Origin of the sequence: Rhodococcoides fascians NBRC 12155 = LMG 3623 (assembly GCF_001894785.1) — a bacterium.
GTDB classification, from domain to species: domain Bacteria; phylum Actinomycetota; class Actinomycetes; order Mycobacteriales; family Mycobacteriaceae; genus Rhodococcoides; species Rhodococcoides fascians.
The window spans coordinates 871,246-894,372 of the sequence record NZ_BCWW01000001.1; the positions used below are offsets into that span (position 1 = coordinate 871,246).

Annotated in this window: 25 protein-coding genes; 20 read left to right on the forward strand and 5 right to left on the reverse strand. The window is 65.1% G+C overall.

Features of this window, described 5'->3' with window-relative positions; genetic code table 11:
* Window positions 1–10: 10 nt before the first annotated feature.
* Both RFA01S_RS28430 and RFA01S_RS04380 read right to left on the reverse strand, forming a co-directional pair.
* Window positions 11–1,039, reverse strand: a complete 1,029-nt coding sequence (locus RFA01S_RS28430) for a TIGR03086 family metal-binding protein (RefSeq protein WP_072691997.1) — start codon at window positions 1,037–1,039, stop codon at window positions 11–13.
* Complete coding sequence (locus RFA01S_RS04380) at window positions 1,036–1,392, reverse strand: ArsR/SmtB family transcription factor (protein ID WP_032364507.1); 357 nt, start codon at window positions 1,390–1,392, stop codon at window positions 1,036–1,038. The genes RFA01S_RS28430 and RFA01S_RS04380 overlap by 4 nt, the downstream gene beginning before the upstream one ends.
* 99 nt (window positions 1,393–1,491) lie before the next feature.
* Here RFA01S_RS04380 and RFA01S_RS04385 point away from each other — a divergent pair, with 99 nt between their 5' ends.
* From RFA01S_RS04385 to RFA01S_RS04415, 7 genes are all read left to right on the forward strand, one after another.
* On the forward strand, window positions 1,492–2,142 hold the full coding sequence (locus RFA01S_RS04385) for a nucleoside/nucleotide kinase family protein (RefSeq protein ID WP_032364506.1): 651 nt from the start codon (window positions 1,492–1,494) through the stop codon (window positions 2,140–2,142).
* 33 nt (window positions 2,143–2,175) lie between these two features.
* On the forward strand, window positions 2,176–2,775 hold the full coding sequence (locus tag RFA01S_RS04390; RefSeq protein ID WP_032369359.1) for a DJ-1/PfpI family protein: 600 nt from the start codon (window positions 2,176–2,178) through the stop codon (window positions 2,773–2,775).
* On the forward strand, window positions 2,772–3,236 hold the full coding sequence (locus RFA01S_RS04395; protein ID WP_032364504.1) for a MarR family winged helix-turn-helix transcriptional regulator: 465 nt from the start codon (window positions 2,772–2,774) through the stop codon (window positions 3,234–3,236). Before RFA01S_RS04390 ends, RFA01S_RS04395 begins: the two co-directional genes overlap by 4 nt.
* A 7-nt stretch (window positions 3,237–3,243) precedes the next feature.
* Window positions 3,244–4,290, forward strand: a complete 1,047-nt coding sequence (locus tag RFA01S_RS04400) for a hypothetical protein (RefSeq protein WP_032406588.1) — start codon at window positions 3,244–3,246, stop codon at window positions 4,288–4,290.
* On the forward strand, window positions 4,287–4,496 hold the full coding sequence (locus tag RFA01S_RS04405) for a hypothetical protein (RefSeq protein ID WP_032406587.1): 210 nt from the start codon (window positions 4,287–4,289) through the stop codon (window positions 4,494–4,496). The genes RFA01S_RS04400 and RFA01S_RS04405 overlap by 4 nt, the downstream gene beginning before the upstream one ends.
* Before the next feature lie 23 nt (window positions 4,497–4,519).
* Window positions 4,520–5,524: an aldo/keto reductase family protein gene (locus RFA01S_RS04410; RefSeq protein ID WP_032364502.1), complete on the forward strand. Its 1,005-nt coding sequence runs from the start codon at window positions 4,520–4,522 to the stop codon at window positions 5,522–5,524.
* 63 nt (window positions 5,525–5,587) lie between these two features.
* Window positions 5,588–6,949, forward strand: a complete 1,362-nt coding sequence (locus RFA01S_RS04415) for an NAD(P)/FAD-dependent oxidoreductase (protein WP_048317293.1) — start codon at window positions 5,588–5,590, stop codon at window positions 6,947–6,949.
* Between the two features lie 53 nt (window positions 6,950–7,002).
* On the opposite strand, the gene RFA01S_RS04420 is transcribed toward RFA01S_RS04415, so the two are convergent.
* The gene (locus tag RFA01S_RS04420; RefSeq protein WP_032406585.1) at window positions 7,003–8,844 is read right to left on the reverse strand and encodes a flavin-containing monooxygenase; all 1,842 of its coding nucleotides are present in this window, start codon (window positions 8,842–8,844) and stop codon (window positions 7,003–7,005) included.
* 92 nt (window positions 8,845–8,936) lie between these two features.
* Window positions 8,937–10,052, reverse strand: coding sequence for a hypothetical protein (locus RFA01S_RS04425; protein ID WP_032406584.1), 1,116 nt, complete (start codon window positions 10,050–10,052; stop codon window positions 8,937–8,939).
* 181 nt (window positions 10,053–10,233) lie between these two features.
* On the opposite strand from RFA01S_RS04425, the gene RFA01S_RS04430 reads away from it, so the two are divergent.
* The 13 genes from RFA01S_RS04430 to RFA01S_RS04490 all read left to right on the forward strand — a co-directional run bounded on the left by RFA01S_RS04430 (window position 10,234) and on the right by RFA01S_RS04490 (window position 21,701).
* Window positions 10,234–11,292, forward strand: coding sequence for a 2,3-butanediol dehydrogenase (locus tag RFA01S_RS04430; protein WP_032364498.1), 1,059 nt, complete (start codon window positions 10,234–10,236; stop codon window positions 11,290–11,292).
* Window positions 11,289–12,056 carry an acetoin reductase gene (locus RFA01S_RS04435; RefSeq protein ID WP_032406583.1) on the forward strand — a complete coding sequence of 256 codons (768 nt, stop codon included), beginning with the start codon at window positions 11,289–11,291 and terminating at the stop codon, window positions 12,054–12,056. The genes RFA01S_RS04430 and RFA01S_RS04435 overlap by 4 nt, the downstream gene beginning before the upstream one ends.
* A gap of 44 nt (window positions 12,057–12,100) precedes the next feature.
* Window positions 12,101–13,429: a GAF domain-containing protein gene (locus RFA01S_RS04440; protein ID WP_032364496.1), complete on the forward strand. Its 1,329-nt coding sequence runs from the start codon at window positions 12,101–12,103 to the stop codon at window positions 13,427–13,429.
* Window positions 13,430–13,450: 21 nt separating this feature from the next.
* Entirely contained in the window at window positions 13,451–15,508 is a 2,058-nt protein-coding gene (locus tag RFA01S_RS04445) for an FUSC family protein (protein ID WP_032406582.1), read from the forward strand.
* 34 nt (window positions 15,509–15,542) lie between these two features.
* On the forward strand, window positions 15,543–16,169 hold the full coding sequence (locus RFA01S_RS04450) for a HEAT repeat domain-containing protein (protein WP_052060527.1): 627 nt from the start codon (window positions 15,543–15,545) through the stop codon (window positions 16,167–16,169).
* Window positions 16,170–16,178: 9 nt separating this feature from the next.
* Entirely contained in the window at window positions 16,179–17,180 is a 1,002-nt protein-coding gene (locus tag RFA01S_RS04455; protein WP_032406580.1) for a HEAT repeat domain-containing protein, read from the forward strand.
* A complete protein-coding gene (locus RFA01S_RS04460; protein ID WP_032369371.1) occupies window positions 17,177–17,524 on the forward strand; it encodes a cupredoxin domain-containing protein in 348 nt (115 codons plus the stop codon). Before RFA01S_RS04455 ends, RFA01S_RS04460 begins: the two co-directional genes overlap by 4 nt.
* 13 nt (window positions 17,525–17,537) lie before the next feature.
* Complete coding sequence (locus tag RFA01S_RS04465; RefSeq protein WP_032406579.1) at window positions 17,538–17,951, forward strand: DUF2752 domain-containing protein; 414 nt, start codon at window positions 17,538–17,540, stop codon at window positions 17,949–17,951.
* Between the two features lie 104 nt (window positions 17,952–18,055).
* Window positions 18,056–18,253 (forward strand): hypothetical protein, encoded by a 198-nt coding sequence (locus RFA01S_RS04470; protein WP_027494394.1) that lies wholly within the window; start codon window positions 18,056–18,058, stop codon window positions 18,251–18,253.
* 138 nt (window positions 18,254–18,391) lie between these two features.
* Window positions 18,392–19,048: a GntR family transcriptional regulator gene (locus RFA01S_RS04475; RefSeq protein ID WP_032369373.1), complete on the forward strand. Its 657-nt coding sequence runs from the start codon at window positions 18,392–18,394 to the stop codon at window positions 19,046–19,048.
* Window positions 19,045–20,295 carry an MFS transporter gene (locus RFA01S_RS04480; RefSeq protein WP_045841410.1) on the forward strand — a complete coding sequence of 417 codons (1,251 nt, stop codon included), beginning with the start codon at window positions 19,045–19,047 and terminating at the stop codon, window positions 20,293–20,295. The genes RFA01S_RS04475 and RFA01S_RS04480 overlap by 4 nt, the downstream gene beginning before the upstream one ends.
* Window positions 20,296–20,398: 103 nt before the next feature.
* A complete protein-coding gene (locus RFA01S_RS04485; RefSeq protein ID WP_032382177.1) occupies window positions 20,399–21,013 on the forward strand; it encodes a copper chaperone PCu(A)C domain-containing protein in 615 nt (204 codons plus the stop codon).
* A gap of 67 nt (window positions 21,014–21,080) precedes the next feature.
* On the forward strand, window positions 21,081–21,701 hold the full coding sequence (locus RFA01S_RS04490) for a hypothetical protein (RefSeq protein WP_032369376.1): 621 nt from the start codon (window positions 21,081–21,083) through the stop codon (window positions 21,699–21,701).
* Window positions 21,702–21,784: 83 nt separating this feature from the next.
* Here the strand turns inward: RFA01S_RS04490 and RFA01S_RS04495 are convergent, their stop codons facing one another.
* Window positions 21,785–23,122, reverse strand: coding sequence for a M1 family metallopeptidase (locus RFA01S_RS04495; protein WP_032364488.1), 1,338 nt, complete (start codon window positions 23,120–23,122; stop codon window positions 21,785–21,787).
* Window positions 23,123–23,127 lie beyond the last annotated feature (5 nt).

The window sequence follows — 23,127 nt, forward strand, 5'->3', positions numbered from 1 at the left end:
CCGTGGCTGGCTAGTTGTCGGGCGGCCAGGACGGGTCGCGTCCGATGAAGGCCATCAACCTGTCCTGGGCGGACGCGTTGTCGTCGACGTCGACGGCGGGGCCGAACTGCCCGCTCTCGCGGAGCACGCGGTCCATCGGTTTCATGGCGATCAGCGCTGCGGCGCAACGCTCTTCGCCGAGATCGGGTTCGCGTCCCAGGGCTTTGGCCAAGTCCCAGGTGTGCATCCACACATCAGCGGTATAGAACCGGTCGATCGCGTCTTCGACCGGCATGTCGCCGATGTGCGGGTTGCTCAGGATGCGGCCCGCGGGGGCGTCGAGGATGGCTTGGATGTCGGCGACGTGTCGCGCCCACCCGGCGGCAGGGTCGCGCGCCACGTCGAGCTCGGAGAGTTCGACACCCTCGACACCGCCGAGGAAACCACGTGACCAACCGACGAGATGTTCGACGACACCCAGCGCGTTCCACTCCGGTACCGGACTGGGCCGAGACCACGCGTCCCCGGAAACGGAATCGACCAACGCCGTGAACGCGGCAGCGTCCCGTGCATGCTGTGCAGCCGGTCCCGTCAACAGTGCATCGAGTTTCTCGTAACCCTCCCTGACTCCCACATCCATTCCGCTGGAGAGCATCCCGTCTCGGGTTGCGAAGTCGGACAGGACGCTCAACACCCTCAATCGCGTACCGCCGTCGTCGCGGGCCCCGAAAGCCATGGTCTCGAGGGCGACCGAATCCGGATCGCCTTCGTAGGTGAAGGTCCACACGATCCGCTCGTTCGCGCGAACCTCGTGGAAGCTGCCGAAGAACGACGCGATCTCTTCGCCGTCGCGGTCGTTCGCGAACGACCATGCGCCGCCGGTTCGTGCGTCCCACGCGATGATTCGCGTCGTCACCGACCGTGGGCCTACCCACTGCCGATACAGATCGGGGTCGACGTGTGCGCGGAACACCTGCTCGGGCGACGCGTCGAACTGCCTGATGATCTCGATGGTGGGTACTTTGTCGTCCGCTACTATCTCGGTTTCGTGCTCGGTCATGACACGTCCTTCTGAGAGTCGTCTTGTGTTACAACGTGATCCAGCAGGTCGTCGAGTCGGCGGTAGCGCTGCTCGGCCTCCTGGCGATAACGCTCGATCCACTTCGCCATCAGGCCGAACACCTCCGCATCCAAGTGCACCGGTCTGCGCTGGGCGTCTTTGCTGCGCGTCACCAGCCCGGCATCCTCGAGCACCTTCACGTGCTTGGAGACTGCCTGCAGGCTCATGTCGTACGGCTCGGCCAGTTCGCTGACGTTGGCGTCGGCACCCGCAAGCCGAGCAACCATGTCACGCCGGGTGGGGTCCGCCAACGCTGCAAAGGTTCGATTGAGCTGCTCGATCCGGTCGTCCATGGTCACTCACCTCCTCGGATACAGCAAAGATATGCCCCTCGAGCTGTGTAGTCAACCAATTGGTTTATAAAGGATGATTCGGTGCCCTACGCTCGACTCATGAGCTTGGGTGACGATGTGGTGTCCGATCTTGTGTCTCTCGACCCGGGTCATCCGGTGCGTGTGGCGGTCGATGGGGTGACGGCATCGGGAAAGTCGACGTGTGCTCGGTGGCTGGCCGAAGCCGTTGTGGCGCAGGGTCGATCTGCCTTGCATGTCACCATGGACGGCTTTCATCACCGGCGAGCCCATCGGTATCGGCAGGGTCGAGCATCTGCTGCGGGCTACTACGAAGACGCATACGACTTCGGGGCGCTGATTTCCCATGTGTTGGATCCTCTTGGGCCGAACGGGAGTGGGTGTATTCGGCGTCGAGTGATCGATCTGGCGTCTGACGAATTGGTCGAGGACGCCCCTGAGTACGTTCCCTCGGATGCAATTCTCGTCGTCGATGGAACGTTCTTGCATCGGCCACCGCTACCGGACTATTGGGATTACTCGATCTTCGTCGACACGCCCTTCGATGTCGCGAGGTTGCGCGGAATTGCGCGTGACGCCGATGCGCTGGGTGGTGCACAAGCGGCCGGCGACGCGTTCGATCAGCGCTATCACGCTGCTTGCCGGATCTACTTGCGCGAGGTGGGACCTCGTGAAAAAGCAACGCGAGTGATCCCCGGGATTGACAGCCTGTTGTCAAAAGCGAATGATTGACAGCATACTGTCAATCGACGTGAGGACCGTTCCATGATCACCGTTGCGCTGTATGCCACCGACACCATGGCTGATTGGGAGTACGGCTACCTCATCGCCGGGCTCGCGATGGCCCGCGAGCAGAATCCCGACGCCAACCGGTTGCTCGTCGCATCGGAGTCGGGGGAGGCGGTGACGACGATGGGCGGCCTGAGGATTACCCCCGACGTCGCGTTGGCCGATCTTCCGTCCGTCGACGCGCTGATTCTGCCCGGTGCCGGCACGTGGGAATCCGCTAACGATGCAGCTTTGGAGTTGGCCGCCGAACTCGTGGCAGCGGGCACCCCGGTCGCAGCAATCTGCGGGGCAACCTACGGGCTTGCTCGGACCGGCCTGCTCGACGGCCGGCCACATACCTCGAATGCCGCCGAATTCCTCACTCAGGCTGCGGAATACCGCGGAGCGGAGCATTACCGTGAGGAGAAGGCAGTGTCCGACGGCACCGTCATCACCGCGGGAGCGACCGCACCGATCGAGTTCGCCAAGCTGGTGTTCGAGCGCCTGGACGTGTTCCCGCAGCCCATCATCGACGCTTGGTACGGGCTCTACACAACGGGGGAGCGCAGATTCTACGACCAGCTGACGGGCGCATGAGCGGACGAACGCCGGAGGGGGACGCGCTCACCGAGGTGGTCCTGCCGGTCTTCGAGCTCAACGGCGAATTCCTCGCTGCCGCACAGGGCATCACCGAACCGACAGGATTGACGCCGGCCTGGTGGCAGGTTCTCGGGGCCACTCTCGACGAGCCGCTCTCGGTGGCCGATATAGCGCGACGCGTCGGTCTGGGTTTGGCGCGGCAAAGTGTGCAACGAACCGCAAACCTGTTGGTGGACAAGGGCTGGGCCGTCTACATCGAGAATCCGAACCACAAGCGAGCGAAGCTCCTCGAGCCCACCCCGAAGGGACGCGAGACCGTAGCCGCTCTGCGAGATGCTCAACACGCGTGGTCGGACGCGGTGGGCGCCGCGGTGGGTGAGGACGAATTGCGTGCTTTTGCACAGACTTTGGAGAAAATTGTTGCGGCATCCCGCGCCTACCGTGGTGGCCGTGCATAATTCGGGGATGTCAGCGCTCGCGATCGTTCTTTCCGGACTCCTGGCCGGTTTGCTCTCGCAATCCGACGGGGTCGATATCTTCGGCGACACCAGCGTCGGGGGTGTGGTGTTCTCCAGCGGCGGAGGGGGAGTCGCCGTTGCAGTGATTCTGGCGTCGGGTCTGGCTATGCTCGTCCGTCGGCGCAGTATTCTGGCCGGTCTGTCCATCGCTGCGGCCATTTGCGCCGGGGTGACGGCCCTGCTGATGCCCTCCGACATCGCCGAGGTGGTGGCAGGCGGAGTTCTGTTGGGATGCACTGTAGTACGGGCGAACGGTGTACGAGCTCGGCAAGCACTGTCGATCGGGTCGTTCCTCGTCGGACTACTCAGTGCAGGCGCGGTCGAGGCCTTGCAGCATCCGAGTATCCCGCGTCGCTACGCCGACTACCTCACCGAATCCGATATCGGCCCGCCGGTTGTCGTTCCGGTGCTGTGCGTACTGGTCGTAATTGCAGTGGCCTCGGCAGCTCGTGTCGACCGCAGCGACGACCATGCGCCACCGGAACGGAGCATCCGACCGGTCGGGGCGATACTACTGATCTCGATCGGTGGCTTGCTGCTCAATATGTTGTTCGTGCAGATGCTGTTTCGAGCTGAAGACGGCTTCGGTGGAAGCTGGTTCTTCGGCCTCGTCGTCGTACCAGTGTTGTTCGGTGCCGCCGCTCTGCTACCGGGTCGCGGAGGCATTCTTGTGCTCGCCGGGACAGCCGTGTTGCTCACCTCGACCACCACCGCTGGGGTGGGCATCGATGTGTCGGACGGTATCTGGGTGCTCGGGCTCGTGGCAATCACGGCAGTTGCGGTGACAGTGGGCGCGGCACTCGGGCTGCGCTGGGGTCGACCGATCGTCGGCTTCGCGACCCTGGCGGTGGTGTGTACGACCGCGCTGTTCGAGCGCCCCCCGTGGGACAACGTGCACTACGCGGCAAGTCTGGTGATCTTCCCGGCCGCTGCGGCCTATCTGTACGTGGCGTGCACGCCGGCTACTCCCACTCCCTCGCCCCCACGCCCTTGACCATCGGCCTCGCGGTACCGGTGGCGATCACGGTGCCGATGGTCGTCACCTACGGTTGGACTGCGTACACGCCGCTCACATCCGCCCTCCACCACTCGACGTGGCCCAGTGCCGAGCTGTGGCTCTCGACGGGCGCGGCAGTGCTAGCGGTGGTCCTGGCGGGTATCGGAACCCGGTTCCTCGGCCGTCGGCCACTTGTGAATTGATCACCGGAGTACCGTTTTCTCACATGGCTTACAGATACCTCGGAAACAGTGGACTGAAGATTTCGGAGATCACGTACGGCAATTGGTTGACCCATGGTTCGCAGGTGGAGAACGACATCGCGACCCAGTGCGTGCGTGCGGCTCTCGATGCAGGCATCACCACATTCGATACCGCCGATGTCTACGCCAACGGGGCTGCGGAAACGGTCCTCGGTGACGCATTGAAGGGCGAGCGTCGCGAATCGCTGGAGATCTTCACCAAGGTCTACTTCCCCGTCGGACCCAAGGGCCCCAACGACACCGGTCTGTCCCGCAAACACATCTTCGAAGGCATCGATGCCTCGCTGCGTCGCCTCGGTACCGACTACGTCGATCTCTACCAGGCCCACCGCTATGACGTCGAGACCCCGCTCGAAGAGACCATCGCCGCGTTCGGCGACGTCGTCCGTCAGGGCAAGGCCCTCTACATCGGCGTCTCGGAGTGGACGGCAGATCAGCTCCGCGCCGGCCAGGAACTGGCACGGCAGAACGGGTTCTCGATCATCTCGAACCAGCCGCAGTACTCGGCCTTGTGGCGCGTCATCGAGGATCAGGTGATCCCGACGTCCAAGGAACTGGGCATCTCGCAGATCGTCTGGTCACCCATCGCTCAGGGCGTGCTCACCGGCAAGTACCTACCCGGACAACCGCTGCCCGACGGTTCGCGCGCCAAGGACGACAAGGGCGGCGACAAGATGATCGCGCGCTACCTCGACGATCAGACGCTCACCCGGGTGCAGGCACTCAAGCCGATCGCCGACGGTCTCGGAATCACCATGGCGCAGTTGGCTGTTGCTTGGGTTCTGGCCAACGACAACATTTCCGCCGCGCTGGTCGGGGCATCGCGTCCTGAGCAGATCGCCGAGAACATCAAGGCGTCCGAGGTCACCCTGGACGCGGATGTACTCGCCAAGATCGACGAAGCCCTCGGCGATTCGGTTGAGCGTGATGCGGGCAAGACCGGCTCCCCGGAAGCCCGGTTGGTCTAGAGATTCGTCGCCCGGTCCACGTTTGACGGGGCGGAGCTGCGGTACTCGGCGTTAATGTGGACCATGCGCTCACCACTCCGTAATCGCAGCACCGCCCCGGCTCCCGCATCCCCAGCCCGGGTGGTGGTGGTCGGCGGCGGGTTCGGCGGCTTCTACGCACTGCGCAAGATGCAGAAGCTGTTGGGCCCGGACCGCGCCTCGTTCACCCTCGTCGCGCCCAACGACTACCTGCTCTACAGCCCGTTGCTGCCCGAGGTAGCGACCGGCGTGCTTGATCCGCGGGACATCGCAGTGTCGACACGACAGACGTTGCGGCGCACCAAGTTGGTGCTGGGGCACGTCACGTCCGTCGACTTCGAGAATCGACGCGTTCGTGTCGCCGGCCCCGACGGTGATTCGGAACTGGCCTGGGACAAGCTGATTCTGGCCCCGGGTTCGGTGACGAGGCAGTTCGACATCCCCGGTGTCGCCGAGCACGCACACGGTCTCAAGACCCTGAGCGAAGCGGTGTTCATTCGCAACCACGTGTTGAAGCAGTTGGATGCAGCCGACGAACTGCCCGACACGCCGGAGGGCCGCGCCGAACGCAAGGAACGGCTCACCGTCGTCGCTGTGGGAGCCGGCTATACGGGCACCGAATTCGTTGCGCAGATGCAGAATTGGATTCGCGGTATCGCTACCCGGTGGGCGACGGTCGACCCGTCGGACATTCGGTGGTTGCTCATCGACCTCGCGCCTGCGGTGCTGCCGGAACTGGGCGAGCGACTCGGCAAGGAAGCAATGGAAGTCCTCGCGGCTCGCGGCGTCGAGGTGCGTCTCGGGGTGTCGGTGGAATCGGCCACGGCGAACGCGGTGACGCTGACGGACGGCGACGTCGTACCGACACGCACCCTTGTGTGGGGAGCGGGCGTGGCTGCGAGCCCCCTCATCGCGCAACTCGATTTGCCGACCGAAAAGGGCCGGCTTGTGGTCAACCCCGACCTCACGGTCCCCGGCGTGGACGACGTCTGGGCCATCGGTGACGCGGCCGCGGTGCCCGATATCGCCGCCGACCCGTCGAAGCCGACGCCGCCCACCGCTCAACACGCGCAGCGGCAGGGCACAGCGGTGGCCAAGAACGTCGCCGCGTCCCTCGGTGTCGGCACTGCTCGACCGTACCGACACAAGGATCTGGGACTGGTCGCCGACCTGGGCGGATTCGACGGTGTGGCAAAGCCTTTGGGAGTGCCCCTCACCGGAGCCGTCGCGAAGTTCGTCGCCCGCGGTTATCACCTCTATGCCCTGCCCACCGCCTCCGCCCGGGTGCGCGTGGCCACCGATTGGCTGTACTCGACGGTGCTGTCCACCCGCGTGGTCAACCTCGATCAGGTGCGCTCCGAGGATGCGTTGATCGCCAAGGCGCAGGGGACCGGCGTGTACGACTAGGCAGCCATGTGCGCGGAAACTCGTAGCCCACTACGAGTTTCCGCGCACGACCGTCACCGAAGGTGATGCACCTCCTGCAGCCCGTAGACCGGGGTGTCGATGCCCTCGTAACGGGCCTTGATCTGCAGCGCCAGGTACAGCGAATAGTGGCGTGACTGATGCAGATTGCCGCCGTGGAACCAGAAGTTCTCCTGCTGCGTCGGCTTCCACATGTTCCGCTGTTCGCCCTCCCACGGACCGGGATCCTTGGTGGTGTCCGAGCCCAGACCCCAGCACTTGCCCACCTTGTCGGCGGTCTCCTGGTCGATGAGATCGGCGACCCAGCCGTTCATCGAGCCGTAGCCGGTGGCGTAGACGATGAGGTCCGCCGGTAGTTCGGTCCCGTCCTCGAGTACGACGCCGGTCTTGCTGATCCGCTCCACCTGTCCGGCAACGAGTTTGATCTTGCCGTCCGCGACGAGCTCGGATGCGCCGACGTCGATGTAGTAGCCCGAGCCGCGGCGCAGGTACTTCATGAACAGGCCGGAACCGTCGTCACCGAAGTCGTGCTGGAAGCCCGCCTGCTCTAGGCGATCGTAGAAGTCCTTGTCCTGCTCTGCGATCTGCTGATACACCGGGATCTGGAACTCGTGCATGATCCGGTACGGCAGCGACGCGAACGTGAGATCGGCTTTGGCCGTGGTCATTCCGGACTCCACCGCGCGCTCCGAGTAGAGATCGCCGAGAGCGATCTCGCACAACGAGTCCGACTTGACGATGTGTGTGGACGAGCGCTGCAGCATCGTGACGTCGACGCCCGTCTCGTACAGCGCCTTGCAGATGTCGTGCGCCGAGTTGTTGGAACCGACGACCACCACGCGCTTGCCGACATAGGCGTCGGGACCGGGGTGTTCGCTGGAATGGTGCTGCTCGCCCTCGAATTCGTCCATGCCGGGGAAGTTCGGCACGTTCTTCTTGCCCGACATTCCGGTGGCCATCACCAACTGCTTGGGCCGCAGGATCACTTCCTCGCCGTCGCGGTCGACGACGACGGTCCACTCCTTCGCGGTCTCGTCGTAGGTCGCGGACTTCGCGGTCGTCTTGCTCCAGTACGGAACCTCCATGACCTTGGTGTACATCTCGAGCCAGTCGCCGATCTTGTCCTTCGGCGCGAACACCGGCCAGTTCGGCGGGAACGGCAGGTAGGGCAGATGGTCGTACCAGACCGGGTCGTGCAGGCACAGTGACTTGTAGCGTCCCCGCCACTGATCTCCGGGGCGCTCGGCACGGTCGACGACGATCGCCGGGACGCCGAGTTGACGGAACCGAGCACCGAGAGCAATGCCGCCCTGCCCGCCGCCGACGACGAGGACGTACGGCTGCACGCTGTAGCCGAGCTCCTTCTCTTCCATCTCCTTCTTCTCGGCCCAGTTCTGGGTGTCGGCATTCGAGCCGTGCACGGCACCCTTGATGCGGGACTTGCCCTGCCGCTCCTCGTATCCCTTGAGTTCTTGCATCGTCGTCAGCAGCGTCCACGCCACGTCGTCACCGGTCTCGGCGTCCGTCGTCAAACGCAGATGTCCCTTGCCGCGGCTCGTCGCCGTCTCGAATGCGATCCACACCGAGACGACGCCGTCTGCTTCGTCGGGGGTCTCGGTGGTGTGAAATCCCGTCGGGTCGGTATCGGCGAGCCTTTCACCGAGCATGTCGGCGACGCCGTCCCGGCCCTCGACCGTCTTGAGGTTCCAGGTGAACGTGACGAGATCGCGCCAGAAGCTGCTGACGGCGAACATGCCGGCAACACGAGGAATATCTCGGGCGACCAGGGCGTCCTCGAACTTCGACAACCAGGCGTCGACCCGTTCCTGCGGGGTGTGCGTGCGGGTGATCGAGTCGGGCTCGATGGTCTGGGTCATGAAAACTCCTTGCGATGAAGAGGTGCCGTGTATGTGACCCAGCACACTCTCTTCGGAGAGCCGGGTCGAGAGTTGCAATGCGTTGCAGCGGCTCATGCCGGTGACAGCTTCTTCAACCCCAACGACTGGAATCCGACGACGTAGATCAACGTCCACAGCACTAACCAGTCGACGAAGCCCAGTGCGTTGCCGGAGATGCCGGCCGCGACGACGGGCTCGTGGAGCATGTGCTCGGCAAGAACGTAGTAGTAGGCCAGGAACGTGCCGATGGCCAGCGCGAAAGTCAGTACTGCGCGTCCCGCCGCCGGGAAGCGATTACCGAAGCCGTTCGCCCAAAAGATCATCCAGAATGCCCAGCAGACTCCGATCTGTGCCGGGAACTGGTTGATCACCGTACCGAGTTCTGCGGTCGCTTCCGAGCCGACGAGTAGCTTCGCGAGCGGAACCATCAGGAAGTAGATCGCCGTGCCGAGCGCAGCGTTGCCGACGGTGGCCGCCAGTGCGGTCCGTCCGCCGCCGCCGGCCAATTTCCAGGGCCAGTTGTCCAGGGTTTGGCCGGTCAGGATCACCGAGACGACGATCGAGTAGAACCAGCCGAGTGCGGTGTCCACGGACATCAGGGGATCGGTGGCCGAGAGCGAGACCGACGGCAGTCCGAACACGAAGTACAACGCGAGGGTCGGGACGGCGACGAATGCGATCTCGCACAGCCCGATCAGCGGCTGCTTCATGCTCAGCACGGTCCACGGCCAGTGCTGCCAGTTGAGGACCACCATGACCCACGTGCCGAACCCGAACAGCACGAACAGTGCGCCTGCGAAGTAGCCGAGCCCCCCTTCGCGGGAACCGGCGAAATCCGGATACAGCGCCCCGAGGCCGCTGCCGAGGAGCCAGGTGACGGCGACGGCGAACACCGCCGTCGAGCTCAGGATCGCGAGCCCGCGCATCGGTTGTTTCAGAGAGTCGAATCCGGCGAATTCACAATCGAATCCGATGAACACGATGAAGAGAATGGCCCAGAACAGCGCGGCGTTGAACGGCAGCGGATAGGCGTTCCAGGGACTGGTGGTGGGATCGGCGAGCACATACCAGGTCGCCAGCGACACGGCCATGACCACGGCGAGGTTGGCCAGTCCGAATATGAGCCAGTTGCCCTGTGCTGACGCCGTTTTCGGCTCGTCGAGGGGTCGGTCTGCGGTTGCGGTCATGGGGGTCTCTTCTCGGTGGGTCGACAGGGTCGCCGTCACTATGAGCTGAATCACAGCCCACCCGTCAGGGTTGCGGGAGGTTGCAGTGCGACCGATTCGATGCAACGCACTGCAACCCTGTCGGAAGTGGTCGTCGTCACATAAACCTGTGTGCATCCAATTCAGTCAGGAGTGAGAACCGATGCGTGCAGCTGTGTATTACGGCCCGAACAAGGTGGAGATCACCGACGTACCCGAGCCGAATCCCGGTGCGGGGCAGGTCAAGGTCAAGGTCGGGTTCAACGGAATCTGCGGAACCGACCTGCACGAGTACTACGCAGGCCCAATCTTCATCCCCACCTCGCCGCATCCGCTGACCGGCCAGGAGATGCCCCTGGTGCTCGGACACGAGTTCTCGGGCACGGTCACCGAGCTCGGCACGGGTGTCACCGGCATCTCGGTCGGCGATCGCGTGGCCATCGAACCGCTCTACCGCTGTGGACACTGCGGACCCTGCCGGGCAGGAAACTACAACATCTGCGCGCAGATCGGCTTCCACGGACTGATGTCCGACGGCGGAATGGCCGAATACACCGTGGTCCCCACGGACATGATTCACGCCCTACCCGACAACGTCTCTCTCGAACTCGGTGCCCTCGTCGAACCGATGTCGGTTGCCTATCACGCTGCGACACTGGGCGATCCGAAACCCGAGGACACCGCGATGGTGTTCGGTGCCGGCCCCATCGGTATCGGCCTGTGGTTCGCGTTGCGCGGTAAGGGACTCGACAACGTCTACGTCGTCGAACCGTCGCCGACGCGTCGCGCCTCGATCGAAGCGCTCGGTGCCAAGACCCTCGACCCGACGGCAGTCGATGTCCCCGCGTTCATCGCCGATCTGACCGACGGCAACGGGGCCGACGCCATCTACGACGCGGCCGGTGTGCAACCGGCCGTCGAGACCGCGCTGGGCTGCATCGGTGCTCGCAAACCGCTCGTCAGCGTCGCTATCTACGAAAAGCCGCTCACCACACCGCTGCAGAAGCTCGTCATGAACGAATCCCGCATCCAGGGATCGCTCTGCTACACCTCCGCCGATTACGAGGCCGTCATCGATCTGATGAGCCAGGGCCACTACGACACGACGGGCTGGGTGGACAAGATCACGCTCGACGGCGTCATCGACGACGGATTCGAGGCGCTGCATGCAGGCACGAAGATGAAAGTTTTGGTCGACCCCTCGACGGGTGCACCCGCATGAGCGCCGTGTTAGTGACGGGAGCCGGTCAGGGAATCGGACGGGCGATCGCGTTGCGGTTGGCCAACGACGGGCACGACATCGCGTTGGTCGACCTGGCCGAGGACAAGATCACCGGCGTGGCCGACGAGGTGCGTCGAACAGGCTCGAAGGCAACGACATTCGTCGCCGACGTCAGTGATCGCGATCAAGTGTTCGCGGCCGTCGAACATACCCAGCAAGCGCTCGGCGGATTCGACGTCATCGTCAACAATGCCGGTATCGCACAGGTCGCGCCGCTCGACGACGTCCGCCCGGAAGACACGAAGAAGATCTGGGCCGTCAACGTCGACGGGGTGCTGTGGGGGATTCAAGCTGCGGCAGCCACATTCAAGGCGCTCGGCCAGAAGGGCAAGATCATCAACGCTTCCTCGATCGCAGGCCACGACGGGTTCGCGATGCTCGGGGTCTACAGCGCAACGAAATTCGCAGTCCGGGCATTGACCCAGGCTGCGGCCAAGGAGTACGCCTCGGACGGCATCACCGTCAACGCGTACTGCCCCGGCGTTGTCGGCACCGACATGTGGGTGACCATCGACAAACGATTCGCCGAGCTGACCGGTGCCGCGGAAGGCGAGACCTACGACAAGTTCGTCGGCGGTATCGCTCTCGGTCGGGCGCAGACTCCCGAGGACGTCGCCGCGTTCGTCTCGTATCTCGCCGGACCCGACTCGGACTACATGACCGGCCAGGCACCGCTGATCGATGGTGGCTTGGTCTACCGGTGACCCCGCATGAACCCGCTTTGTGAGCTGGAGCACAATTGACAGCGATGACGCAGTCGACAGGCCCCGAACCTGCGCTGGCGGCCGGCGAAGACCCGCGCCGCTACGCGCAGATTCTCACTGCCGTGTACGACGCGACCATGACCGGCGGGAAGTCTCCCGCGCGTCCCCGCGAGGTCATCGGTGACTCCTGGCGGCGGTTGCAGACCCTCGGTATCGACCCGGAACTGGGCAACCCTGCCGAGAGACAGATGGACGCGTCCGATCTCGAGTTCAGTCGACGGGAATCGGGGTTGTTCGACATTCTGGACGACCTCGCCCGTGGCCTGGAATCGGTGGTGCAGGACGGCGACAACATTCTCGTCGTCGCCGATCGGAACGGTCGAGTGCTGTGGCGCAGCGGATCGACGTCGGTGCTCGACCGCGCCGACGGCCTCGGATTCGTCGAAGGGGCCAACTGGGCCGAGGATTCGGTGGGCACCAATGCCATCGGGACAGCATTGGTCTCACGCCGCGCTGTGCAGATCTTCTCGGCCGAACACTATGTGCGCAGCCATCATTCGTGGACCTGCGCCGGAGCCCCCATTCGCGATCCGCGCACCGGCCAGGTGCTCGGAGCCATCGACGTCAGTGGCCCGGCCAAAACGGTGCACCCCACCACCATCGCCCTGGTCGACGCCGTGGCGAGGTTGGCGGAATCGCAGTTGCGCGAGATTCACCGAACCACCCTGGATCGACTGCGTTCGGTGGCCGCACCGATGCTGGCGCGCCTGCAGTCCCCGGCGCTGGCCGTCGACGCGAACGGGTGGGTCGCGGCCGTCGAATCGGTGGCACTGCGCAATCGCATCCTGCTGCCCGAGGACCTCGCGACGGGACGCTTCTGGCTGCCGAGCCTCGGGGTGTGCGACTTCGAACCCCTGCCCGGTGGATGGCTGGTGCGACCCACTTCTCATGGTCGTTCCGCCGGCTCCACTCCTGGCGACTCGGCGGACTCGTTCGTCGCGGAGTCCGGTAACACGACGACGATTCGCATCGACCTGCGCGATTCGCAGAAGCCTCGTATCGAGGTGCGCAGCGAGGTGGGGGAGTGGACCCACGAGCCGACGCCCCGGCACGCCGAGATTCTGTACCTGCTGGCTATCCACCGGCAGGGACGCACCGCGTCGCAGATGGCTGCCGACCTCTTCGGCGACGACGGCCGCGCGATCACCGTGCGGGCCGAGATGTCGCGCCTGCGCAAGCACCTCGCCGGCATCATCTCCACCCAGCCCTATCGGCTGGACGAGTCGGCGACGGTCGACGTGATCACGCCGGCGGACATGAACAGGCTGCTACCGCATTCGTCGGCCCCCGCTATCCGGGCCGCACGGGGCTGAGCCGTAGCGCAGAATCGGGGAATGAACCGCCTCGCCCGCATCCTCGACGCGTCGGATCCCGGGCAGTTACGGCTGCGCGGTGCCTCGGCGACGACGCTGACGGTGTTGCTCGCGATGGTGGTCCTGCTGCTCGGTACTCGCGCCATCGGCCAGCCGGTGACCGTGGCGATGCTCGGCACCGTGGTGGCGATGCAGGCGTCGGCGTCGGTCAAGGACAAAGACCAGCACAGCCGGCTCGTCACCACCGCCCTGATGGTGCTTCCCTCCTCGGCGGCAGTGACGGTCGCGGCGCTGCTCTCGCGGCTCGGCGCGGTGGCCGACGTCGGATTCATCGCGGTGTTGTTCGCGGCCGTATGGGTGCGCAGATTCGGACCCCGTGGCACCGCGCTCGGCATGGTCGCGTTCATCTCGTACTTCTTCGCGTTGTTCCTTCAGGCGACCCCGGGGCAAGTGCCGATGCTGATCGCGGCGATCGTCGGCGGAGTGCTCATCGCTCTGTTCGTACGGGCGGTGGTCTTTCCGGACCGACCGATCGTGGAGGTGCGGCGGCTGCTCTACGCCATGCGAGCGGTATCGGAATCGGTGCTCGCGGCGGCATCGGCGCGTGAGGACCGTGATCTGGAACTGTTGCGGCGCAGGCTCGATCGGCTCGGAAACACCGCCCTGATGATCGACGACTGGCTCGACCGTCACGACGCGGGACAACTGCTCAGCGTGACGAGTACCGATCTGTCGCTTCGTGTGTTCGACGCCCAGATCGCCACCGAACAACTCGTCAGCTCACTGTGGGCTCTCGATCCGGCCAAGCCGTGGCCGACCGCACTGGGGCAAGCGACCACCGCGCTGGGATCGTGCCTGCAGAACGCCCCGTCCGCCGAGCAACTCAAGGCCGCCCGACGGTTGGCCGCCACGGCGGCCGAGCGCGCCGACCCGTCGACCCCCGCCGGTATCGCGACGGTGTCCGCGCAACGAGCGCTGCAGGCACACATCGCCATTCATCACATCACCACCAATGCGGTGGCTGTCACGTCGAGCCCTCGACAGGCTGCTGCCGAGCCGTCGGACAAGGACGAGCCTGCCGGCCTGAACCCCAGCACCAAGGCGGCAATCCAGGTTGCTGTCGCGACCAGCGCGGCAACGGTATTGGGGGAGTTGGTTTCGCCGGACCGCTGGTACTGGGCCGTGCTGACGGCGTTCCTGGTGTTCACCGGGGCGTCGACGCGCGGCGAGATTCTGACCAGAGCCGGCCAACGCATCCTCGGCACGATGGCGGGAGTGCTTGCGGGAGTGGTGATCGCGGCACTCGTCGGCAATCACCAATCCGTTCAGTTGGTGCTCATCGTCGTCTGTGTCTTCTTCGCGTTCTACCTGGTGACCGTCGCGTATGCGCTGCTGTCGTTCTTCGTCACCATTCTGCTCGCGATGCTCTACGGGCTGCTCGGCACGTTCAGTATCGAGGTTCTCGAACTACGAATCATCGAGACTGCAGTCGGTGGAGCCGTCGGTATTGCGTCCGCCTACTTCATCTTCTCGACCGGAACGCGAAAGACATTGGTGGACAAAGTCGATACGTATCTCGACCAATTGGACGCCCTGATCGACACCAGCGTCGAATCGGTGATCACTCCGGGAAATGCCACCGACCTCGTGGCGTCGACGCGCACGCTCGACAATGCGCTGAAGGAGGTCGTGACGGCGGGGAAGCCGCTCGTGCTCGGGCCGACGACCCGCAGCCGGCGAGGGGCGAAGCGATTACTGCGGGTGCTGACCGTCAGCGGCCGATCCGCCCACGCACTCGCGCGAGCCGGAGTGCTGGCGTCGCGTGCCGAACCGGAGTCGGCACCCTCGGCCGATACGGCCCACGCCCTGCGCGACGCTGCGGCGCTGGTGCGTGAGACCGCCCGGCACGTGGAGGCCGCGATCGCGGGCAAGCGGGTGGATCAGCCCGAGAAGGTCACCGACACAACGGTGTTGGACGTGTTGCTCACCAGTGCGAACTCGCCCGGGCCGGTGCGGGTCGCGGTGCGGGCGCTGAACATCATGAATCGGACGCTCGCGGACGTCCTGAGCCGGGCTTGACCTTCACACGGTGACAAGGTCTTGGCTGACGGCCATGATCGACTCACTTCGGCACCAGAACTCTTCTGTGCGGCTTCGGGCTGCGCTCGACATCGGAATATCGAAGAACCCAGAACTCCTCGACGCGCTGCTCGAGCGTTGCGCCGCCGAACCGGATTTTCAGGTTCGAGAGATGTTGACGTGGGCATTGATTCGTCTCCCCGCTGCGTCGACGGTGCCCAGGCTGATGCATGAAGTGCGCACCGGCGGCGCACAGGCTCGCAGTCAGGCGTTGCACACGTTGTCGAAGGTCAAGGACCGGTCGGCCTGGCCGGTGATCACCGAGCCGCTCATCTCCGACTCCGACGACGAGGTGGCCCGGAGCGCGTGGCGGGCGGCGGTCGTCCTGGTCCCCGGCGGCAGCGAGCAGTGGTTGGCGACGACGCTGTCCACTCAGCTGGGACGAGGCGGGCGGGAGTTGCAGCGCAGCCTCAGCCGCGCACTGGTGGAACTCGGGTCGGTGATCGAGCCGATGGTGCGCGCAGCCGCGTCGAGCAAGGATGTTGCTGTTCGCGCGCACGCACTGGCGACGGAGTCGCTGCTCCGAGACCCCGACAGCGGATGGGCACTGTTCGAGGCCCGGCGCGTCGATGCACTTGGCGCAGCCGACCCGACGGGGTGAAATAGGCAGATGTTGATCGGTGAGGTGGCGCGGCGGTCCGGGGTCAGCGCGCGCATGCTTCGGCACTACGACCGGCTCGGGCTCGTGCAGCCGACCTCGCGGACTGGCACCGGCTACCGCGAATACTCCCCGGCCGACGTTCGTCGCTTGTTCCACGTCGAATCGCTCCGGTCGCTCGGGTTGTCCCTGCACGACGTCGGACGCGCGCTGGACGATCCGAGTTTCGCGGCGACGGGACTCGTCGACGAGCTGGCTACCCGAGCCGAAGAGCGCATCGCGCGAGATAGCGAGCTACTGACACGTTTGCGCCGCATCGGAAGCGCCCGACCGGAGGACTGGGAGGACGTCCTCGGTGTCATTGGCATGCTCGGAGACCTGGACTCGGTGAGCGCGGGGAAGCGACAGTCGGCAGCGTTGTCCTCCGTCGGGGATCGCCCCATCCCGGCCGAGGCTCTGGCCGAGGCGGTGCTGCGCGAGCCCGCCACCAACGTCGCCGGCGCGCTGCGATGGGCACTCGCGCAGACCGGGAGCGACGCCGTCTCGGCGCTGCGGGAGGGCCTCGACTCACCGGATCCCGAGGTGCGTCGCCGCGCCGTCGATACCGTCGTCGAGATTCCGCATCCCGACGCCACCGAGGTGCTGCGGGAGGCGCTGGGCCACGAGGACGGGCAGATCAGACGCGTCGCGGCGCTGGAACTGGGTGCCCGAGGAATCGTCGACGCGATTGCGGTGCTGATCGAGATGGTCCACGAGGGTACGAACGATGTGGACGCGGCAGACGTGCTCGGTGAGCTCGGCTACGAAGACTCTACGGTCGCGGACCTCATGGGCGGGCCGAAAGAGGTCGCGGCACGACTACGGGTGACCCAGGCGCTGGCCAGCATTCCGGGTCCGGCGGCGGCGCAGGCTCTGCGCGAGCTGACTCAGGATGAGGACCGCTCGATCGCGCTGACGGCGACCTACCTGCTGGATCGGAGAGAGCGAGCCGCTTCGGTACCGTCGACGTCATGAAGGCACTCGGATTGCTCGCGGCACTGTCGATCACATTGGCCGCGACTGCCTGCTCCACCTCGACCACCCCGGCCGCACCCGCCGAGCCCGCTGCCGAGAACCAGGTGACCGTCGCCGACCGGATGTTCACACCGCAGTCTCTGACGATCACTGCGGGCGAGACCGTGACGTGGGTGTTCGCCGACCGCGCGATGGCACACAACGTCGTCGCCGACGACAAGTCGTTCCGCAGCGAACTGATGCAGTCGGGGCAGTTCACCCATACCTTCGACACCGCGGGCACCTACACCTACCACTGCACCCCGCACCCCGACATGACCGCGACGATCATCGTCGAACCGTGATGGACTGCTAGTCATGGCAACCCGGACGCGCTGCATCGCCGCACCTCTCGGCGTCGGCCTGGCCGCAGTCGGCGGTGCTGTGCTGCTGCACGTCCGCGATCCCCGAACCTCGACGTACCTGCCGTGCCCGTTCCACGCCCTCACCGGACTGTGGTGCCCAGGATGCGGTGCGACCAGGGCTTTCGGCGACCTCACTCGCGGAGACATCGCGGCTGCCGCGTCGAGCAACGTCGTGGCGGTGGTGCTCGGTGTCGTCGCGATCGGTGTCTGGGCCGCGTGGCTGCGAGCACGATGGACGCAGACGCCACTGACGCTGCCTCGTCCCAATCGCCCGACCGTCGTCGTCGGGGTTGCCCTATTGGTCTTGTTCACCGTGGTGCGCAACACTGCGTTGGGCTCCGCCCTCGCCCCGACCTCACATCCCTAGGAGGCTGCTGTGCTGCTGCAAATCTTCTCGATCATCGTGTTGCTGGGCGTGCTCATTGCGCTCATCCCCACGGCCCGACGCGTCTTCAAGAAGGGTGACGACGAATGAGCGACTCACTGCGAGATCGGGTGCGGGCGAAGCTGCTCGCCCAGATCGCCGACGACGGAGGCACGGCCGCCGAGCAGGCAGAGGGCGACGACCCCCGCCTGAACGCACTGCGCGACGACCTCGAAGCACTGGACGCAGCCCCCGACGGAGACCCGGTGATCGACGACATCGCCGCCAGACACTGGGTGCCCTGACCGCTGTCTCCCTCGCGACTCCCCTCGGGGAGTCAATGTGACATGTGGTGGCCTTTTCGACGGTCAATGTCACGTTGAGTGGACCGTCGGGATAGGTCGAGTTGGGTGGACTGCTGAGGCGCATCTAGTATCTATGTTGTGTCCGAGACGAGATCCGCAGCCGATACGGCGTACCTGACTGTCAAGGAGCTCGTCATTTCGGGGGAACTTCCCGGTGGTGAGCTCGTCAGTGAAGGGGAGATCGCGACGCGGCTCGAGATCAGCCGCACACCGGTCCGCGAGGCGTTCCTTCGCCTCCAGGTCGAGGGATGGATGCGCCTTTATCCCAAGCGCGGGGCGCTGGTCGTCCCCATCGCGGTGGGTGAGGCGGAGAGCGTCGTCGACGCGAGGCGATTGGTCGAGGCCGGCAGTGTTCGCGCCTTCGTCGGCGATGCGGATGCCCGCGCACGAGTGGTCGAGGCGCTACGCGACAACCTGCGAATCCAGGACAAGCTCGCAGTCGACGGCACCGCAGCGGAGTTCAGTGCCGCCGACGCAGATTTCCATCGGACCGTCGTCCGCGCCGGCAACAACCCGTTGCTCGACGCGTTCTACGACGGACTTCGCGAGCGACAGCGGCGGATGACCGCGGCATCCCTGACCCGTGATCCGGGTCAGATCTCCCGCATCGTCGACGACCATCGCAGACTCGCCGACCTGATCGAAGCCGGGGACGCAGACGAATTCGAGCGAGCCGTCGAACAACACATGCTCAGGGTGCACGGCTTGCGCACAGACAGAGGGGGAACACGATGACCGAGGCCATGATCGACGACGACGTCCGACAGACGACGGCCAGACGCTGGCTGTTGGTTGCCGTCGGCATGTTCGCCGTCGCCTGGGGCGGCAACGAATTCACACCGCTTTTGGTGATGTATCGACTCGACCACGGCTTCTCTGCCGTGGTGGTCGACACGTTCCTGTTCGCATACGTTCTGGGCATCATTCCGGCGATGCTGATCTGTGGTCCGTTGTCCGATCGACTCGGCCGACGCCCGATCATGTTGCCCGCGCCTGCAATTGCCGCGGCCGGGTCCATTCTGATCGCCCTCGGACCCGACAACGCCTACATGCTCTTCGGCGGGCGGGTGCTCAGCGGCATCGCGCTCGGAATCGGTATGGCCGTCGGCGGTAGCTGGGTCAAAGAACTCTCCGGTCACGACGCCACCGCCAAGCCCGGTGCCGGAGCGCGCCGCGCCGCGATGTCGTTGACGGCGGGCTTCGCCCTGGGAGCCGGCGTCGCCGGTGTGCTGGCGCAGTGGGCACCCTGGCCGACGCACCTCGCGTACAGCGTGCACGTGCTGATCTGCATCGCCGCGTTCGTCGGCATGCTGTCGGTCCCGGAAACACGCAGCGCCGCAGCCTCATCGGGGCGGAAAAGTCTTTTCGATGATCTCAGAATTCCGTCGGCGTCGCATCGACGCTTCCTGTTCGTCGTGTTGCCCTTGGCCCCATGGGTTTTCGGTGCGGCCAGCGTCGCCTATGCGGTGCTGCCGTCTCTGATGGCCGACGCGTTGGCCGACGAGCCCGGTGGCGGTTACCCCGTCGCCCTGTCCGCGGCGATGGCGGTGATCGCCCTCGGTTCCGGATTCGCGATCCAGGCTGTCGGGCGTCGGATCGACACACCCGCCAATGCCCGCGGCGCTTTGGTTGCGCTGTCTCTGTTGGTGGTCGGCATGGCTGTTGCGGCGTGGGCGGCGTCGGTGCTCACCATCGCCGCGGCATTGATCGCAGCAGCGGTGCTCGGGTGCGGGTACGGCATGGCACTCGTCTCGGGTCTGCAAGAGGTGCAACGCATTGCGGGCCCCGACGATCTCGCCGGCCTCACCGCTGTGTTCTATTCGCTGACGTATCTCGGCTTTGCGGTGCCCGCTGTGCTGTCGGCGCTGACCGAGACCTGGCCAGGGGTGGTCACGTATCCCATCATCTTCGGATTCGGCGCGGTGATGGCGGCACTGTGTGGCCTGGTGGTGCGATCGAAGACGTCCGCTCACCTGCCCTAGGGTCGTGCGCGTTGTGCGTACCTGGAGGGACGCACAACGCGCACGAGGGAGGGCAGGTGCTCATCCCGTTTGGTCCGACCCAGCTCGGGGTAGCCCTCAGCGCATGAATACGAACGGACGTGCTCCCGCCCGTCGGCGTCGTCGTGTCGGCTCCGATTCGATTATCGCTGCATGTGCGGCTCTTGCTACCGTCGGCGCTCTGGCCGGCTGCTCGAACGACCCGGTCATCGCGCAAGATACCGGCGCAGCAGAGGAGGCCGGCAGTATCGAGTTGCAAAGCGTCACCGTGCAAGCAGAGCTCACCGGTGCCACGCCCGACAGTTCCGCCTCGGCGTACGGAAACGCGAACCTGGAGTTCACAGCGGTGAACACTGCCGGGACAGGGACGGATCGCTTACTTGGAATAACTTCTTCCGCGGCGTCTGCGGTGACTATCGACGCCACCGCCGACCAACTCGTTATCGAACCCGCGACGTCTATCGCGGCCGGCCAACCGGTGGAAAACCTGGATGGTGGAGACGACGGAACCGACCAGCCGTTCACCGTGACTCTCGAGTTGACCGACGGAGAACTCGCGCCGGGAACTTCGATTCCTGTGACCTTCGAGTTCGAGCGCGCCGGTTCTCTATCTGTGGACGCCCCCTTCGATGTGTACGAGCCAGGAGAGCTGAGCGACACGGCACGGCCGCTACCTCCTGAGGTCACCCCCGCGCCGTGACGCACGCCGGTCGGAACCGAGCGGATCGCTGCGAGTCGGCCGGTTCGGCCCTAGGATCAGCGCCATCATGTTGCAGTCCTCGCGCACGGTCCCGCCGTATCGGGTGCCCCCGACAGCTTTGGTAGCTGTTGCCACGGTCTGGAATCGACGCGAAGCGTACTGGTTTCTCGTCGCGGTGATCGTGCCTGCCGCGTGCTGGTCGAGGTATCCCGCGCTGGTGCCGTACATGTTCGCGATCGTTCTGTTCGGGGCTCTGGTGTTTCGCTACCGACGGATCGCGTCGTGGGTGTCGATGCTGCGCTGGGGAGTGATCGCACACGTCGAGACCGTGGACACGGCACTGCGCGGCGATCGCAACCTCCGACTCGCACACGCCACCGGGTGGAATGTCCAACGGCGTTGGTACACAGGACCATTGACGGAATCCACGGTGCGCTATCGAGCGGGGGATGCGCGCGGGCACCTGTTCGTTCGGGGACTGCCGTTCACCACCGGTGTGGTGCTCGCGCACTCGAAACAACCGGCTTCAGCGATGGTCATCAGCGACTTCCCCTGCGATCTGCAACTGGACGGCACGGGACACTGGGCGGCAACGTTCCCGCAAGGATTCTGGCGACAGGCATCGGTGACGGTCGCGCTGTACGGCTACGCCGTGGCAGGCCTCGCGGTCTCGCTCGGGTATCGCTGACGACAATCGGCTCCCCAGACTCGGAAATATGCCTCTGATCGGAGGCACATTTCCGAAACCGGGGAGCCGATTGCCCGCCGGACCTACGGCAACGACGGCAATTGCGTGTCCACAAGCCATGCGTCCCACAGGGTTCGGGGGCAACCGAAGCGAGAGGCGAGGTCGGTGAAGTCGGCGGTCGCCACGGTGGAGTAGCGGTACTTGGAGGTCCATTCCTGGATCAGGCCGAAGAATCGTTCGTCGCCGATGGTGCGTCGCAGTGCGTGCAGGGCCAGAGCGCCCCGCTTGTAGACGCGGTCGTCGAAGATGCGGGCGGGCCCGGGATCGGTGAGCTGCAGATCCATCGCGAGCCCTCGCTGAATGGTGTGAGCTCGCTTGGCCTTGTCGTGAGCCGTTGCGCCGCCGGAGTTCTCGGCCCAGATCCATTCCGAGTAGCAAGCGAATCCTTCGTGCAGCCAGATATCTGCCCACTTGCCGAGGGTGAGGGAATTGCCGAACCACTGGTGCGCCAATTCGTGTGCAACCAGACGCTCGTAGTACCGGGAACCCGAACAGTGGTTCGCACCGAAGATGGACAGGCCCTGCGCCTCGACCGGGATTTCGAGATCGTCGTCGGTCACCACCACGGTGTACGCCGCGAAAGGGTAAGGGCCGTAGAGCCGTACGAAGGTATCCATCATCTGCGGTTGACGGCCGAAGTCGTGATCGAACTGCGCTCGTAGCCGCGGGGGCGTGATCGCGTTCATGGGCACCGGTCCCGGGCTCACGACGCGATGCTCGTACGGCCCGATCTGAATGGTCGCGAGATAACTCGCCATCGGCTCGGGCTGCTCGTACACCCACGTGGTCCGGCTGGCCCGGGTCTGCTTGCGTACCAACGTGCCGTTGGCCACCGCGTAGTACGGCGAATCGGTGGTGATGGTGATGCCGTAGCTGGCCTTGGACACCGGGTGGTCGTCACACGGAAACCACGACGCGGCACCGTTCGGCTGACTCGCGACGATCGATCCCTCGGTGAGCTCCTCCCAGCCGACCTCACCCCAGAAACCGTTGATGGGCTTGGGTGTTCCGCCGTACGCCACCGTGACCACCAGTGCCGCTCCGGACGCGATGGGCTTGGCGGGAGTGATCTTCAGCTTGCCCCGCTGGTGGCTGAACTTCACCGAACGTGACCCGTTGACCGACACCTTCGACACGTTCATCGCCGGGCCGAGATCCAACGCGAATTTCGACACCGTCGCCGTGGTGACCGCGGTGATCTTCGCTTTGCCCGTCAATCGGTTGCTCTCGACCTTGTACTCGAGGTCGAGTTCGTAGCGCGAGACGCGATAGCCGCGATTGCCGTTCTGCGGAAGATACGTATCGATCGGATTGTCACTGGAGTCGACGTCGAACACCGGTGCCACGAGCCTGTCCGGCATTGAAG

Bases quoted from the DNA above. Each gene is read 5' to 3' on its own strand.
- RFA01S_RS04460 (WP_032369371.1), top strand. From the start codon at position 17,177: ATGAAGGCACTCGGATTGCTCGCGGCACTGTCGATCACATTGGCCGCG.
- RFA01S_RS04390 (WP_032369359.1), top strand. From the start codon at position 2,176: ATGATCACCGTTGCGCTGTATGCCACCGACACCATGGCTGATTGGGAG.
- RFA01S_RS04395 (WP_032364504.1), top strand. From the start codon at position 2,772: ATGAGCGGACGAACGCCGGAGGGGGACGCGCTCACCGAGGTGGTCCTG.
- RFA01S_RS04415 (WP_048317293.1), top strand. From the start codon at position 5,588: ATGCGCTCACCACTCCGTAATCGCAGCACCGCCCCGGCTCCCGCATCC.
- RFA01S_RS28430 (WP_072691997.1), bottom strand. From the start codon at position 1,039: ATGACCGAGCACGAAACCGAGATAGTAGCGGACGACAAAGTACCCACC.
- RFA01S_RS04485 (WP_032382177.1), top strand. From the start codon at position 20,399: ATGAATACGAACGGACGTGCTCCCGCCCGTCGGCGTCGTCGTGTCGGC.
- RFA01S_RS04470 (WP_027494394.1), top strand. From the start codon at position 18,056: ATGAGCGACTCACTGCGAGATCGGGTGCGGGCGAAGCTGCTCGCCCAG.
- RFA01S_RS04430 (WP_032364498.1), top strand. From the start codon at position 10,234: ATGCGTGCAGCTGTGTATTACGGCCCGAACAAGGTGGAGATCACCGAC.
- RFA01S_RS04380 (WP_032364507.1), bottom strand. From the start codon at position 1,392: ATGGACGACCGGATCGAGCAGCTCAATCGAACCTTTGCAGCGTTGGCG.
- RFA01S_RS04455 (WP_032406580.1), top strand. From the start codon at position 16,179: ATGTTGATCGGTGAGGTGGCGCGGCGGTCCGGGGTCAGCGCGCGCATG.
- RFA01S_RS04420 (WP_032406585.1), bottom strand. From the start codon at position 8,844: ATGACCCAGACCATCGAGCCCGACTCGATCACCCGCACGCACACCCCG.
- RFA01S_RS04480 (WP_045841410.1), top strand. From the start codon at position 19,045: ATGACCGAGGCCATGATCGACGACGACGTCCGACAGACGACGGCCAGA.
- RFA01S_RS04410 (WP_032364502.1), top strand. From the start codon at position 4,520: ATGGCTTACAGATACCTCGGAAACAGTGGACTGAAGATTTCGGAGATC.
- RFA01S_RS04490 (WP_032369376.1), top strand. From the start codon at position 21,081: ATGTTGCAGTCCTCGCGCACGGTCCCGCCGTATCGGGTGCCCCCGACA.
- RFA01S_RS04465 (WP_032406579.1), top strand. From the start codon at position 17,538: ATGGCAACCCGGACGCGCTGCATCGCCGCACCTCTCGGCGTCGGCCTG.
- RFA01S_RS04440 (WP_032364496.1), top strand. From the start codon at position 12,101: ATGACGCAGTCGACAGGCCCCGAACCTGCGCTGGCGGCCGGCGAAGAC.
- RFA01S_RS04425 (WP_032406584.1), bottom strand. From the start codon at position 10,052: ATGACCGCAACCGCAGACCGACCCCTCGACGAGCCGAAAACGGCGTCA.
- RFA01S_RS04435 (WP_032406583.1), top strand. From the start codon at position 11,289: ATGAGCGCCGTGTTAGTGACGGGAGCCGGTCAGGGAATCGGACGGGCG.
- RFA01S_RS04450 (WP_052060527.1), top strand. From the start codon at position 15,543: ATGATCGACTCACTTCGGCACCAGAACTCTTCTGTGCGGCTTCGGGCT.
- RFA01S_RS04400 (WP_032406588.1), top strand. From the start codon at position 3,244: ATGTCAGCGCTCGCGATCGTTCTTTCCGGACTCCTGGCCGGTTTGCTC.
- RFA01S_RS04495 (WP_032364488.1), bottom strand. From the start codon at position 23,122: ATGCCGGACAGGCTCGTGGCACCGGTGTTCGACGTCGACTCCAGTGAC.
- RFA01S_RS04385 (WP_032364506.1), top strand. From the start codon at position 1,492: ATGAGCTTGGGTGACGATGTGGTGTCCGATCTTGTGTCTCTCGACCCG.
- RFA01S_RS04445 (WP_032406582.1), top strand. From the start codon at position 13,451: ATGAACCGCCTCGCCCGCATCCTCGACGCGTCGGATCCCGGGCAGTTA.